Annotated in this window: 16 protein-coding genes; 6 read left to right on the top strand and 10 right to left on the bottom strand. The window is 67.4% G+C overall.

What is annotated here, in order from left to right; all coding sequences use genetic code 11:
• Positions 1-2: 2 nt before the first annotated feature.
• Positions 3-434, bottom strand: coding sequence for a hypothetical protein (locus tag HDC95_RS01950; RefSeq protein ID WP_259061497.1), 432 nt, complete (start codon positions 432-434; stop codon positions 3-5).
• A gap of 67 nt (positions 435-501) precedes the next feature.
• On the opposite strand from HDC95_RS01950, the gene HDC95_RS01955 reads away from it, so the two are divergent.
• From HDC95_RS01955 to HDC95_RS01975, 5 genes are all read left to right on the top strand, one after another.
• The gene (locus HDC95_RS01955) at positions 502-708 is read left to right on the top strand and encodes a DUF3499 domain-containing protein (protein WP_259061498.1); all 207 of its coding nucleotides are present in this window, start codon (positions 502-504) and stop codon (positions 706-708) included.
• Between the two features lie 59 nt (positions 709-767).
• Positions 768-923 (top strand): hypothetical protein, encoded by a 156-nt coding sequence (locus HDC95_RS01960; RefSeq protein ID WP_259061499.1) that lies wholly within the window; start codon positions 768-770, stop codon positions 921-923.
• Positions 924-1010: 87 nt separating this feature from the next.
• Positions 1011-1820: an efflux RND transporter periplasmic adaptor subunit gene (locus HDC95_RS01965; RefSeq protein ID WP_259061500.1), complete on the top strand. Its 810-nt coding sequence runs from the start codon at positions 1011-1013 to the stop codon at positions 1818-1820.
• Positions 1703-2494 carry an ABC transporter ATP-binding protein gene (locus HDC95_RS01970; protein WP_259062193.1) on the top strand — a complete coding sequence of 264 codons (792 nt, stop codon included), beginning with the start codon at positions 1703-1705 and terminating at the stop codon, positions 2492-2494. The genes HDC95_RS01965 and HDC95_RS01970 overlap by 118 nt, the downstream gene beginning before the upstream one ends.
• Positions 2413-3510 (top strand): ABC transporter permease, encoded by a 1098-nt coding sequence (locus tag HDC95_RS01975; protein ID WP_259062194.1) that lies wholly within the window; start codon positions 2413-2415, stop codon positions 3508-3510. The genes HDC95_RS01970 and HDC95_RS01975 overlap by 82 nt, the downstream gene beginning before the upstream one ends.
• A gap of 34 nt (positions 3511-3544) precedes the next feature.
• Here the strand turns inward: HDC95_RS01975 and HDC95_RS01980 are convergent, their stop codons facing one another.
• Positions 3545-4354, bottom strand: a complete 810-nt coding sequence (locus HDC95_RS01980) for an RDD family protein (RefSeq protein ID WP_259061501.1) — start codon at positions 4352-4354, stop codon at positions 3545-3547.
• A 16-nt stretch (positions 4355-4370) separates the two neighbouring features.
• Here HDC95_RS01980 and HDC95_RS01985 point away from each other — a divergent pair, with 16 nt between their 5' ends.
• Complete coding sequence (locus HDC95_RS01985; protein ID WP_259062195.1) at positions 4371-5363, top strand: stage II sporulation protein M; 993 nt, start codon at positions 4371-4373, stop codon at positions 5361-5363.
• Between the two features lie 68 nt (positions 5364-5431).
• Here the strand turns inward: HDC95_RS01985 and aqpZ are convergent, their stop codons facing one another.
• The 8 genes from aqpZ to HDC95_RS02025 form a co-directional block, all read right to left on the bottom strand.
• Complete coding sequence (aqpZ, locus tag HDC95_RS01990) at positions 5432-6196, bottom strand: aquaporin Z (RefSeq protein ID WP_259061502.1); 765 nt, start codon at positions 6194-6196, stop codon at positions 5432-5434.
• Positions 6197-6376: 180 nt separating this feature from the next.
• Entirely contained in the window at positions 6377-7873 is a 1497-nt protein-coding gene (locus HDC95_RS01995; RefSeq protein ID WP_259061503.1) for a catalase, read from the bottom strand.
• Entirely contained in the window at positions 7874-8314 is a 441-nt protein-coding gene (locus tag HDC95_RS02000) for a Fur family transcriptional regulator (protein ID WP_259061504.1), read from the bottom strand. It lies immediately after the preceding gene.
• A gap of 98 nt (positions 8315-8412) precedes the next feature.
• Entirely contained in the window at positions 8413-9720 is a 1308-nt protein-coding gene (locus HDC95_RS02005) for a DUF58 domain-containing protein (protein WP_259061505.1), read from the bottom strand.
• 1 nt (position 9721) lies between these two features.
• Positions 9722-10645: a MoxR family ATPase gene (locus HDC95_RS02010; RefSeq protein ID WP_259062196.1), complete on the bottom strand. Its 924-nt coding sequence runs from the start codon at positions 10643-10645 to the stop codon at positions 9722-9724.
• Positions 10646-10704: 59 nt separating this feature from the next.
• On the bottom strand, positions 10705-11913 hold the full coding sequence (locus HDC95_RS02015; RefSeq protein WP_259061506.1) for a DUF4350 domain-containing protein: 1209 nt from the start codon (positions 11911-11913) through the stop codon (positions 10705-10707).
• Complete coding sequence (locus HDC95_RS02020) at positions 11910-12575, bottom strand: DUF4129 domain-containing protein (protein ID WP_259061507.1); 666 nt, start codon at positions 12573-12575, stop codon at positions 11910-11912. Before HDC95_RS02020 ends, HDC95_RS02015 begins: the two co-directional genes overlap by 4 nt.
• Complete coding sequence (locus HDC95_RS02025; protein ID WP_259061508.1) at positions 12572-13864, bottom strand: hypothetical protein; 1293 nt, start codon at positions 13862-13864, stop codon at positions 12572-12574. The genes HDC95_RS02020 and HDC95_RS02025 overlap by 4 nt, the downstream gene beginning before the upstream one ends.
• Positions 13865-14002: the final 138 nt, after the last annotated feature.

Genomic DNA, 14002 nt, shown 5'->3' on the forward strand with positions numbered 1-14002 from the left:
CTTCATGCCTGATCGGCGCCGAACTCCCAAGGATCCTTGCCGACGTACTCGGCGGCAGCGCGGAAGACGGCGCTCTCGACAGCGATTCGACGGTGCATCGCGTCGTCGTGCCCCGGCGGAAGCAGCCGTTCGATCGGGACGCGGAACAGCACGATGCGGCCGCCTTCGCGATCGATCAGCCAGCGGGGGATGCCGGTCGGGTCAGGGTTCAGCGGCAGCGCGCCGATCTCGAAGCGCACTTCCTGCAGTTCCGGCCACGTGCCGCGCAGGAACTCCACCGCTGTGCCGATCGTGACATCGAATCGTTCCACCCGCCCTTCCAGCGGCGGCAGAGGCGGACGCACGACCTCGCTGCGGCCGAGACGTCCGTGGCGCCCGTGCCGTGCGCCACGGCGGGGCGCCTGGGCACTGCGTGCGGACCGATGGCGGGGCATGGTCAAAGTCTATGGTGTTCCGCGCGGCGACCGACCCTGGCCCGCCGGGCGTTCTACGCTGGCCGAGATGGACGAACGACTCTGCTCGAAGGTCACCTGCGCCCGTGAGGCCGTGGCGACGCTCACCTACGACTACGGCGATCAGATGGCAGCGCTGGGCCCACTGGGCGGAGCTGACCACCCCAACGCGCATGATCTCTGCGCTCAGCATGCGCAGCGGGTGTCCGTTCCGACCGGCTGGATCGTCGTGCGTCACGAGGCGATGCGGGCCTGAGTTACGCCTGGCTATGCTGATCCCGGACGCGTCACGGTGGCGCAGCCGGAAAGGCCTTCGTGATCGTCTGGCGTCGATGGGTCTTCCCACTGCTTCTCGTGGTCAACTTCGGACTGTGTGCCGCTGCTCTCGTCAAGCTGGCGTTCTTCGCCGACACCGCAGAGGCGGTGGTCGGCCCTGGCGCAGGCATCACTGACCCCCGTGCTCGCCGTTGAACGCGGATCTGTGGTCAACGCGCTCACCTTGAGCGGCAACATCGCTCGAGACGAGGCCTTCCGCTGCGGGGAGAGATCAACGGCACCGTGACGGATGTGCACGTCGCCGACGGCGCGGCGGTCGCGGCGGGCCAGCTCCTGTTCACTGTCGAACAGGACTACCCCGAGAAGAGCGTCGAGATCCTCGCACCGGAGGCGGGAGATCTGTCTGAGATCGCCCTCGTCAAGGGGCAGTCCTTACCGTCGGCGCCGAGGTGGCGACCCTCACGCCTGCCCGCTACCACCTGCTTGCGACAGCTCTACCGGCGCGTCGGTGCGTCCACCGACGCGACCGTCACGATCACCGGCGGCCCAGCCCTGTTCGGACGCACCGGGGTGCGCGTGCAGGTCAGCACGGAGGGCACGGCGAGTGTGCGCTGCTCCATTCCGACCGATCAGGTCGTGTTCGCCGGCCTTCTCGCACAGATGGACCTCGCGCTCGGCCAGGTCGATGACGCTCTCATCGTCCCGATCACGGCAGTGCAGGGCGATTTGGGCACGGGCAACGTGTGGGTGGACGCCGGAGACGGCAGCGACGCCGTGGAGCGTGCTGTCACTCTCGGTGTGAACGACGGCGCCATGGTGGAAGTGGTCGAGGAGGGCGAGATGATCCGGCAGTTCGTGCCCGGGTTCCTGGCCCCGGTCGAGGAGTTCTGCTACGAGGTCGCGCCCGGCGTCGAGCAGTGCGAGAGCGGAACCAGCTGGTTACGATGGTCGCTCTGGAAGACGTCACCAAGAGCGTGCTCCTCGCGGACGACTCCCGGCTCGAGATCCTCCGCGGCATCACTCTGGAGGTCAGCGCGGGCGATCACGTCTCGATCGTCGGGCGCTCCGGATCCGGCAAGTCCACGTTGTTGAATATTCTCGGGATGCTGGATGCACCGACGACAGGCACGGTCGCATTCGAGGGGCGACCGGTGCGCAAGATGCGCAGCGGCATGCTCGACCGGGTGCGCGGAGACAACGTGGGGTTCGTCTTCCAGCAGTTCAACCTCCTGGCAGGACGCACCGCACTGGACAACGTGATGATGCCGCTCGGGCACGCCAAGGGCCGCCTGTTCTGGAAGCGGCGTTCGATCGCCACGGACATGCTCGAGCGCGTCGGGCTCGGACACCGCATCGACCAGATCGCCGATCGGCTCTCCGGCGGCGAGCACCAGCGGGTCGCGATCGCGAGGGCACTGGTGCGCGAGCCGGTGCTCATCCTCGCCGACGAGCCCACCGGTGCGCTCGACATCGACACAGGGGCATCCATCAGGGCGCTGCTGGACGAGGTGGCGACCGAGACCGATGCGGCGCTTGTGACGATCACGCACGATCTTCATGTGGCGGCGCGCGCTCGCAGGCACTACCGGCTGGATGCGGGGCATCTGGCGCCCACAGACCTCAGTCGTGCATTCGAGGCGTCCACACTCGCTCAGGGGTCTCGGTCGCGGCGCTCACCGCCGTCATCGCCTTCTCCGAGTACCAGCAGCAGTATCAGACGGAGCAATCCGACCGCTGGGGCGGCAGGCCGGCGACGATCGTCGTGAGCGTCAGCACCGAGAACGGCGAACCGGTCGACTTCGATGCGTTCGGCGACCGGTTCGAGCGGGACTCGGAACGGTTCGGGTTCAGCCATACCGCCAGGGTCGCGCAGGGCGTGATGTTCCGCGCGCAGTTGCCGGACGGTCTCGTCGAGGTCAGCGGGCGCCTGCTCGATCCGGCCTACTCCCAGATCCATCGGGAGCAGCTACTGGAAGGGCGCTGGTTCCGTGAAGGTGATGTCGCGGCTCTGGCGCCTCCCGTGATCGTGACGGAAGCTTTGTGGGAGCGGACCGGTCGTGTGCCGATGGACCAGCATCCGACGATCACGATCACCGGCGACGCAGGTGGCACCTTTCAGGTCATCGGCGTCGCACCTCGTCAGGGATTCGGCGATGAGGAGCTGCGGGTCGACGTGCTGTACGACTCGTATCGCGCTCGTGTCGACAGCTTGCCGGAAGGCGCATGGCCGCAGTACGAGATCTGGGTCGGTGCCGATCAGTCGGCCGAGATCGGACCGGTGCTGGTGATGGATCTGCGTGCGGGGTTGCCCGAAGGGCAAGTCGTCTCCGTCAGTCGCACCGATTGGGGTGCGACGCCGGGCATGGCTGAATCCATGAAGACGTTCGAGCTCGTCACGGGCGGCATCGCCGTTCTCATCCTGGCGCTCGGAGCTCTGAGCCTGATCAACATCCAGCTCGTCGCGATGCGGCAGCACGTGCGGGAGATCGGCGTGCGACGCGCGTTCGGAGCGACCGCTGCGCGCGTGTTCGTCTCAGTGCTGCTGGAGAGCCTGGTGGCGACCACCGTCGCCGGCATCATCGGCATCGCGATCGTCGTCGCCGTGCTTCGCTCGGATTGGGTCATTCCGACCATGTTCCAGGGGATGCAGGATGTGCCGCCCTTCCCGATGCGTGCCGCGATCACCGGGCTTGTGGCATCCGCCGTCGTCGGCGCCATCGCTGGTTTCATCCCCGCGCTCGTCGCGCTGCGTGTGAAGGTGATCGACGCGATCCGGTTCTGAGCAGTCGCCGGGAGGGTCTGGGCCGGGCGCGGCGTCAGACGCCGACGTGACGTCCGGTGAGTTTCTCGGCGCGTGCATCGGCGATCGCCAGAGCCCGGCGTTCGCGTTCGCGGCGCAGCACTGTGATCGCGATGAGCAGCTGCTCAGGGTGGGCAGCGGGCTGCGGTGAGATGTATCCGGCGGCCTCGGCGACGAGCTCCTGCGCTATGCGCGCGCGTGCGGGCGGTGACATCCGCTCTGCGTGCTGCAGGAACTGGGAGATGCGTCGGGCGAGGCGATCCGGCATCCGCGCGACGTCGGCGATCTGAGCCCACCCGGTGAGCGCCTGAGGCATCACCGGGGCGAGAGGGACGAGTGCGGGAGTGCGCACGCGCTGACTGTAGGTTCCGGCCACCATGTCACCAAGGCGCTGCGAGCGGGCGGTGAAGGCACCGGCGAGGATGGCGATCGCGCCGAATGTCATGTAGATCTCCAGCACGCCGATGAGCGCACGGATGAACGCGTGCCGGAACCCTGCCGCTCCGCCGTCCAGTCGAACGATCCGTCCCCCGACGGCGAGGCGCCCGAGGCTGCGTCCCCGCGTCGCGAGTTCGACCACGATCGGCACCACCACGAAGCACATGACGATGGCGGTCACGTTCATGATGCCGTCGATCGACTCGTCGATGATCCCGACGCCCAGAAGCCACATTCGCAGCCAAAGGAACAGCAGGAAGAGCGCCCAACTGACGATCATGTCGATAAGAGCACCGAGCGCACGCATGAAGAAGCTGAGCGGCTGCACGTCGATCGCGACGGCTTCGCCCGAGAGCACTTCGTCAGCGGTGTCGATCGGCATGGACATGAGTACAGTAAATCAGGTGGATGCCGATGCTCTCAGCGATGCTCGCCGTGCCGAGTGGGAACGCCTGGACGAACTCAGCCGTCAGCGGCTCGACGGCGAAGGCGTCGACGAGCTCATCGTGCGGTACCGGGCAGCCTCTGCCGACCTCGCCGAGCTGAAGACCTCGGTGGGGGAGTCGCCTCAGGGGGCATATGTGTCGTCGATCGTCGCGAAGGCGCGACTGCGCCTGACGGGCACGTCCGACAGCATCCTCACCCAGATCGCTCGGTTCTTCTCGGATCAGCTGCCTGCGGCTCTCTACCGGCTGCGCTGGACGACGCTCGTGGTCGCGCTCGTCTTCATCGCGATCACCGCCGGAGTCGCAGCGTGGATCTCCGGTAACCCAGCGCTCGTCGCGACCCTCGGGCCCGCTGACTTCCTCGAGCAGTACGCCGAGGAGAGCTTCACCGAGTACTACACCGAGAACCCGGCGGCAGTGTTCGCCGGGATGGTGTGGACGAACAACGCCTGGATCGCCGCCCAGTGCGTGCTCTTCGGAGTCACCGGGATCTGGCCGATCTATGTGATCGCGCAGAATGCGTTCGGGCTCGGCGTCTCGGCTGCCGTCATGGCAGCGCACGACCGGCTCGACGTCATGGTGCTCTACATCCTTCCGCACGGGATGCTGGAGATGACGAGCATCTTCGTCGCGGCTGCCGGCGGCCTGCACCTGTTCTGGGCGTGGGTGGCCCCTGGGCGGCGCAGTCGCGCGACGGCGCTCGCACAGGAGGGCCGCTCCCTCGCGACTGTCGCGATCGGCCTGGTGTTCGCGCTGTTCCTGTCTGGACTCGTCGAGGGATTTGTGACGGGGTGGTCGCTGCCATGGCCCATAAAGATCGGCATCGGCGCTGCCGCACTTGCCGTCTTCCTCGCCTACATGCTGCTCCTCGGCGGTCGTGCCTACCGCCGAGGCGAACGCGGAGACCTTCTCGAGTACGAGGCGGGCACGCCCCAGCTCGTCGCCGGCTGACAGAGAGATCCCGCCCCCGGAACGAATCGGAGGCGGGATCTTCTTCGTGCGGCGTTGCGAAGGCGCGGTCAGAACTTCTTCGTGCCGTCGAGCAGCGTCTTGTACGCGAAGCCGGCGATCAGCGCGCCCACGACCGGGAACACCAGGAAGACCCACAACTGCGACAGCGGTCCGACGCCGCCGTAGACCGCCGCGGCGATCGAGCGGGCCGGGTTCACCGAGGTGTTGTCGACGGGGATGCTGATGAGGTGGATCAGCGTCAACGTGAGACCGATCGCGAGTCCTGCGAACGGCGTCGGGCGCAGCTTGTGCGTGGTGCCCAGGATCACGAACAGGAACACCGCTGTGAGGATCACCTCGATGATGATAGCCGCCCAGATGCCGAATCCACCTGGGGAAAACTCATCCCAACCGTTGCTGGCGAAGCCGGCATCCTGTGCGGTGGTGAGCCACCCTTCAGGCCCGAACAGTCCGATCAGTACGAGCGCCGTGCTGGCGATCAGGCCGCCGACGACCTGCGCGATGATGTAGCCGGGAACGTCGCGCCAGGGAAGGCGGCCGGCCGCGGCGAGGCCGAGGCTGACCGCCGGGTTGAAGTGTCCGCCGGAGATCGGACCGAAGGCATAGACGCCGACGACGACGGTGAGTCCGAACGCGAATGCGACGGCCACGTACACGGCAGAGCCTGATCCCGGGTCGGTGAAGTGGTTGGAGGCGAACAGCGCGGTGCCGACGCCACCGAACACCAGCAGGAAGGTGCCGAGGGCCTCGGCGGTGAGTTTGGAGCCGACCGACGGTGTCGGAGGCGCAGCTTCGGCGAGTGATTCACTCATGGGATTCCCTCTCATCAGTTCGAGTCAGAGACGACCGAATTCACGGAACATTCTCCACGCTCCGCCGTCCGGGGCGGCGGAGGCGCGCCGACGGGCACTCAGCGTTCTCCCAGCAATCTGGCGGCACAGACGACGGAGGGGCCGGATGCAGAAGCATCCGACCCCTCCGGTATCGAGCGACTACGCGCCGACGCCCACCGGCTCGGGCTCGCCGATCGGAAGACCGGCCAGCTCGCGAACCTTGTCAGCGAGCGCCTGGTCGACCTGACCCCAGTACCAGAAGAAGCGCTCCTGGATGGCGGGGACTGTCAGACCGTTGTACTGGCCGACGAGAGTCTCGATGAAGCGCGCACGCTCTTCGTCGGTGAACACGTCGTTGAACAACGTGCGCGCCTGGCCGAAGTCGTCGTCCTCGGAGTGCAGGGTCGCCGCGCTGCGCAGAAGTGTGCCATCGTCCTCCCAGCTGGCCTCCACGCCACGTGCCGGGTCGGCCTCAGGGCCACCGGCTGCACCGTAGGAGTTCGGCGTGTACACGCGGTGCTCTGCGGTGTTGAAGTGGTACTGCATGTTGCCTTCGTGCATGTAGTTGCTCACTGTTGCGGCATGCGGCTGGTTGACCGGCAGCTGGTTGTAGTTGGTGCCGATGCGGTAGCGCTGTGCATCCGGGTACGAGAACACGCGGGCCATCAGCATCTTGTCGGGCGAGATGCCGGTGCCTGGTACCTGGTTGCCCGGCGAGAAAGCGGCCTGCTCGATCTCGGCGAAGAAGTTCTGCGGGTTGCGGTTCAGTGTGAAGGTGCCGACCTTGATACGCGGGTAGTCCTTCTTCGACCACGTCTTGGTGAGATCGAACGGGTTGAACCGGTAGGTCTTGGCCTCTTCGTACGGCATGACCTGGACGTACACGTCCCACGACGGGTTCTCGCCGCGCTCGATGGCCTCGTACAGGTCGCGACGGTAGTAGTCGGCGTCCTGGCCGGCGAGACGCTCGGCCTCATCGGCGAACATCGGTTCGACGCCCTGCTTCGAAATGAAGTGGTACTGCACCCAGAAGCGCTCACCCGCCTCGTTGATCCACTGGTACGTGTGCGAGCCGTAGCCGTTCATGTGCCGCCATGAGCGCGGAAGGCCGCGGTCGCCCATGAGGTAGGTGACCTGGTGTGCGGACTCTGGCGAGAGCGTCCAGAAGTCCCACTGCATGTCGGCGTCGCGCAGGCCGGAACCGGTGAGGCGCTTCTGCGAGTGGATGAAATCGGGGAACTTCATGCCGTCGCGCAGGAAGAACGTCGGGGTGTTGTTGCCGACGATGTCGAGGTTGCCCTCGGTCGTGTAGAAGCGCAGCGAGAAGCCACGGACGTCACGCCAGGTGTCCGGGGAGCCCTGCTCGCCGGCGACGGACGAGAAGCGGATCAGAGTCTCGCTCTTCGCACCCTTCTGGAAGACGGCTGCACGGGTGTACTGCGACACATCTTCGGTGATGATGAGCTCGCCGAACGCACCGCCGCCCTTGGCGTGCGGGTTGCGCTCCGGCACGCGCTCACGGTTGAACGAGGCGAGCTTCTCGACCAGGTAACGGTCGTGCAGCGCGGTGGTGCCGTCAGCGCCGTTCGTCAGCGAATGGGCATCGCTGGCGACCGGAGTGCCGGTCTGAGTTGTGGTGAAAGTCTTGTCAGTCATTCACTTCTTCCTTTCGCAATCAGAGCAGATGGCTCGGTAGGTCACAGAGGCTTCGAGGATTCGCATCCCATGGTCGTGGGACGGATGCAGGCATGGCGCGGCCCCCACAGCACATGCGACGTCTTCGACGCGACCGCATTCGATGCACTGCAGGTGGTGGTGGTTGTCGCTCTCGTGCTGCACCTCGTACAATGCGCTGCCAGCATCCGGAAGGCTCACGCGACGGACGATCCCCGCACCGGTGAGATCGTTCAGGATGCCGTGGACGGTGGGCAGCGCGACGCCACTGAGCTCGCCGCGAAGGCGAGAGTAGACGGTCTCAGCCGAGGCGTGCGGACGTGCGCTGAGGGCATCGAGAACGGCGACCCGCTGGACAGTGACGCGCAACCCGGCGGCCCGCAGTCGCTCGGGCGCGGCGAGTGCAGCGGTCGACGTGTCCATCGCCCTATTCTCGCACTTTCCTGAATCATTCGCAAAAAGAAATCATTCAGGCTTCGTCACTCTCGCTGAATGCGGGTGAGACAGCGCGCGCGGTCGATTCAGAGTCTCCCGGCGGCCTTCAGCTCGAGATAGCGATCGGCGATCCTCGGAGGCAGAGCCTCCGGATCCGCAGTGATCGCCTCTCCGCCCGCGCGACGGATGGCGTCCGCGACGTTCTCGGCATCACGCAGGGTGCGCTCCGCTGCTGCAGCCAGATAGATCTCCTCACGAGACCCGCGTCTTCTCGCCAAATCCTCGACGGCGTCGTCGGTGACGGAGCCGACCAGCATCGTGGTCGCCCTCGAAGGGACGGGGAACGCACCCAGGAATCCACGCGCCGACTCAGCGGCATCCTGTGCGGTGAGGACGACGATGAGCGAGGGCCGCGTCGTGAGCGTGCGGATCGCGGCGAACGCGCCGGACCAGTCGGTGTCGACGAGCCGCGCGTGCACTGGCGCCATCGCGTCGATCATGGCAGGAAGGAGCCCGACGCCGTCGACACCGGTCACGCGGGCACGCACGACGCGGTCGTAGAGCAGCATGTGCACGTGATCTCCCGCCCTGGTCGCAAGGGCCGCGAGCAGCAGTGCAGCCTCAAGAGACGCGTCGAGCCGCGTGCCGTCGCCGACGCGTGCCGCGGCGGTGCGTCCGGTGTCGATCAGGATCACGACATGACGGTCGCGCTCAGGGCGCCAGGTGCGCAGCATGGTCGTGCCTGCCCTTGCCGTGGCGCGCCAGTCGATCGAACGCACGTCGTCGCCGCGCACGTACTCGCGCAGAGAATCGAACTCGGTGCCCTGCCCTCGCACCTGGATGCTCGTGTTGCCGTCGAGTTCGCGCAGGCGCGCGAGCCGCGACGGCAGGTGCTTGCGGGAGGCGAAAGCAGGGAGCACCCGAATCGCTCCGCGCACCTCGTGCCGAGCCTGGCGGCCACCGAGCCCCAGCGGACCGCGTGACCGGATGAAAACGAACTCACTGACCAGCTCTCCGCGTCGACGAGGGAGCAGGGGAACCTCGATCCGGCGTCGTTCACCCGCCGGTATCCTCGCTCGCAGTCGCGCCTGGCTCGCTCCAGCGGTCGGCTGCCAGGCGTCGCGCAGCAACGCGTCCATGGTCCGCGATCCGTGGTTGTGCACAGCGAAGCTCGTATCGAGCGGTTCGCCCATCCGCGCCCGCGCCGGCACGCGTCTGGTCACCGTCACAGTGCGCGCGCTGGCAGCGGACGCGACATCGACGACCAGCAGGACGGTGCACAGGAGTATCCATCCGGACAGCACTGCCCACACCGCAAGCCCCGCCGCGGTGAACGCGACGAGGGGAATGACACCGAGCCCGAGGGCGACGGCGAGTCGGCCGGAGACGAACACCTTAGATCGGCACCCGCGTCTGCTGGATCACGCTGGCGAGCACGGCATCCGCCGATACACCCTCCATCTCTGCATCCGGCCGCAGCTGCAGACGGTGCCGCCAGACCGGCACGAGCATGGTCTGCACATGGTCAGGTGTCACGGCGGTCGATCCGTTCAGCCACGCCCAGGCCTTCGCCGCCGCCAGAAGACCCGTCGAAGCGCGTGGACTCGCGCCCAGCTGAACGGAGGGGGACTGACGAGTCGCGCGGGCCAGATCCACGACGTAGCCGAGCACCTCGTCGGTCACCTCGACTCTGGATGCCGCGTCCTGCGCCGCACGGATCTCGTCGGCCGTGACGGCTGCTTCGACGCCGGTGAGCTCTCGGGGCGAGAAGCCCCCCGCGTGCAGTCGCAGCACCGTCACCTCGGCATCGCGTTCGGGCATTCCGACCACGAGCTTCATGAGGAATCGGTCCAGCTGGGCCTCCGGCAGCGAGTAGGTGCCCTCGTGCTCGATCGGGTTCTGCGTCGCAGCGACGAGGAACGGATCGGGCAGGTCGCGGCTGGTTCCATCGGCAGAGATCTGCCGCTCCTCCATCGCCTCGAGCAGTGCCGCCTGCGTCTTCGGAGGGGTGCGGTTGATCTCGTCGGCAAGCAGGACGTTCGTGAAGACGGGGCCCTGGCGGAACTCGAACTCTCCGGTGCGTGCGTCGTAGACGAGGGAGCCGGTCACATCACCTGGCATCAGGTCGGGGGTGAACTGCACGCGTTTGGTGTCGAGACCGAGCGCCCGGGCGAACGAGCGGACGACCAACGTCTTCGCGACGCCTGGCACGCCTTCCAACAGCACATGCCCCCGTGAGAGCAGGCAGACCAGCAGTCCGGTGACGGTGCCGGCCTGACCGATGACGGCCTTGTCGACCTCGGCGCGCACACGGTGCATCGCTGCACGCAGCTGCGCCTCATCGGTTGTGGCCGCAGCGAGGGAGGGGGAGGTGTCGGTCACGGTGTGTTCCTTTCCACGTGCACAGCGGCATCGACCGCTGCTTCGAGTTCGGCGAGACGCCGTGCGGAGTCGATCAGTTCGGAATCGTTCGCGGGCAGTGCGCCGGCGAGCAGCTGGTGGAGCGAGCCGCGCGGGATGCGCAGTCGATCGCTGGCGGCGTCGGCGATCTCGCTCGGCGTCGACCGCGTCGTGAGACCGAGTCGCGCGGCGAGGCGGCGCAGCGATCCGTCGCGCAGCGCTTCTGCGGCGTGGGCGGCGTCGGCGGCATTCGCTGTGAGCCTGGCACGCCCGTGCATCGTCTCGGACGCTCTGACGGTCACCGGCAGCGTCTCGGCGACCAGAGGTCCGAAGCGCCGGCCTCGTGAGATGCCGGCGACGACTCCTGCGAGCAGCAGGAGGAGGATGGCCGGAGTCACCCACGGCGGCGTGAGCGTGGCGAGGGTGTCGGTGCTCTGCGCCTCGATGTCGCTGTCTTCGAATGAGGGCACGTACCAGACGACGTGATCGCCCTGGCCGAGCAGAGCGAGCCCGAGTGCGGCGTTGCCGTTCTCGGCGAGGTGCTCGTTGCTGAACAGCGCACTGCCCTGGATGAGTGCGACACGACGGTCTCCACTGTCATCGACGAGCAGCCCGTCGGCGCCGTCGGCGTCGGTGTAACAGCCTGTGACGCCGGCAGCGGGAGTGAAGAATCGGTCAGGACGCACAGTGCCGACGTTGGCGAGCTCGGGCAGGTCGCACTGCGCGCTCATATCTGCGTCGAACGCGGCTGGCGCGTTCTCGCCGAGTTCGAGGATGCGAAGCAATCGGCTCGCACTGGAGAGGATGACCGTGCGATCGGCAGGAGCGACGAGGTCTTCGACCGCCTGATCGGACAGCGCGAACGGGTCGGCCATCACGAGCGTGCTGTCGGCATCGAGCGCGGCCGTGGCCTCCGCACGAGTGCGAGCGATGGTGATCTCGATGCCCTGATCGCGCAGGAGCTCGGCGAGCGCCAGTGCCCCCGAATCGTCTGCGCTCTCCGGATCGAGCGCGCCGCGCGCGCCGGGTGCGCTGGTGGTGATGCTGCCGACGAAGAGCGCGAAGACGATCACCAGGGCGGCGATGGCCACCCACCAGAGTGCAGAGCGCAGGCGTCCCCGCTCTCGCACGGCAGTGATTGGCGCGAGGTCCGGTGCCGAGGCATCCGATGCTGCAGTCAGAGTCATACCGGCACCACCTCGGCCGTCGCGCGGTCGTGAACGTCCGGATGCAGGGATGCCAGGCGATCGTCGAGGTCTGCGAGTGCGCGGTAGCTCTGCTCGGATGCCGGGTGGCGGAGGTAGCGCACATCGTCGAAGGCTCCGGCGGCACCGGTCAGCAGGGCGCGCTGCGCACCGAAGACGAGTGCGGCTTCGCGTGCGATCGCCTGCGCCGTCGCGCCGGGAGCGGGATCGATGATGTCGCGCTCGAGCAGCGCCCGAGCGAGCGCTCGGAAGCGCAGCACTGTCGCGGAGTCCCAGTCCCCGTCGCGAGCACTGCGAACGGCATCCGCCCGGAGCTGCGCCGCCGTGCGGTGGTCACGCTCGCCGAGCAGATCGCTCTCGCGCCGCCTGACCCTCCGTGACCCGCGCGGTCGACCCCAGAGGATCAGCACGGTGATGAGTGCTGCCACGATGACGACGGTGACGATGATGAGTGCGACGTTTCCGACCTGCTGGCCCGTGTCGGGCGAGAACAGGCTGCCGATGAACTCCGCTACATCCTCGGCGAGATAGTCGAACCAGGTCGGCTTGGCGTCGGCGTAGCGCGGATCCTGCAGCTCCTGTTCGGCCCAACGCCGCGCGTCGTCACCATCGGGCGCGTGAGGATCGATGTCGAGCCGGATCATGCCCTGCCTGATCCGGGCGGGGCCCACGGGCTCTCGCCCTCCGGCGGGATCGGCTGTGCTGACACCCGGGGATTCTGCTGTGGCCGGGGTGCCGCGGGCGGCGGTGGCGCGAGATACGGCGCCTGCTGCGCCGGAGGCGGATACTGGCCCCAGCCGACCGGCGCTGCCGCATACGCGGGCGCAGGTTTCGGCGGTGGTGTGCTGCTGACAGCGCGAGCGGGATCCACCGCGAACGGGTCGCCGAGTTCGTCTTCGCCCGCGCCGAGATCGCGTCGCTCCAGATAGCTGATGAGGCTGTGATCGAGGCCTTCGTATCGCATCCGGCAGTCGAGGTAGATGAAGACACCTGCTGCGCATTGCACGACGACGGTGACCGCCTGCAGCGCGTAGATCAGCAGCTGCGGAGCGAGTGCGGTGATGAGGTAGAGCGCGATCCCCGAGGTGTCGTTGGGGCCGGTCGGCGCGATCACGGTTCCGAACAGGGAACCCAGCAGCGAGAGCGGCATGCTCACCACGCTCACGGCAGCGCCCATGATCAGGTTGACGAGGAAGATGACGCCGAACGCGACCCAGAACCGGCCACGGGTCAGCCGCCACGAGCGCACGAGCGCGGCACGGATGCCTGAGTGCTCCAGCACCAGGATCGACGGCACGAGCAGCAGCTTGGTGGCCAACCAGACCCAGAGCGGGATCATGCCGAGCACCAGCAGGATGCCGATCACGACCGTGAGGCCGACGCCCTCTGCGGATCCGCCGACGCCCGCCATCACGCCGAGCGCGATGATGCCGCCGATCACGGCCATGAGTACGAGCGCGGCCAGAGCCTGCATGACGCTCCAGCCCACGAGCCGCCAGAAAGCCGGACGCATCAGACGCCAGAGCCTGCCGAGGGCAGGCTTCTCACCCAGGGCGGCGTGACCGACGTTCGCGGCCACGACGCCCTGCATGATCGCCGTGAACGAGAGACTCACGAAGCCCATCGCGAGCACGACCAGCGCGTTGATCGCGATGGCGCCCCACATGACGGGGAAGAAATCGGGTGAGCTGGGGGAGAGGGATTCCAGGCGCAGGAACGTCGCGAAGACGACGGCGCCGACGACCAGCGCCGTGATGACCGCCACGACGAGCTGGATGACGATCGCGAAACCGAACAGCACCTTCGGGTTGTGGCGGAGCGTGGCGAAGGGCTTGCCGAGCAGCACGCCGAACGTGAGGGGATGCAGGGGGATGAGCCCGCGCTTGACGGCAGGCGTCCAGCTCTGCGCGTTCGTCCAACCCTGTGCGCTCACAGCGCTCCCTCCTCCGGTGCGAAACCATCGTGTCACACCGCGGCCTCCCGACGAAGATGCCGAGGGCGCGCTACCGTGATCGAAACGTTGTCATGAAGTACGCTGAGAAGGGCTGCGCTCCACCGCGACCCGCGGGCG

Origin of the sequence: Microbacterium sp. AK031 (assembly GCF_024807145.1) — a bacterium.
Lineage (GTDB): Bacteria > Actinomycetota > Actinomycetes > Actinomycetales > Microbacteriaceae > Microbacterium.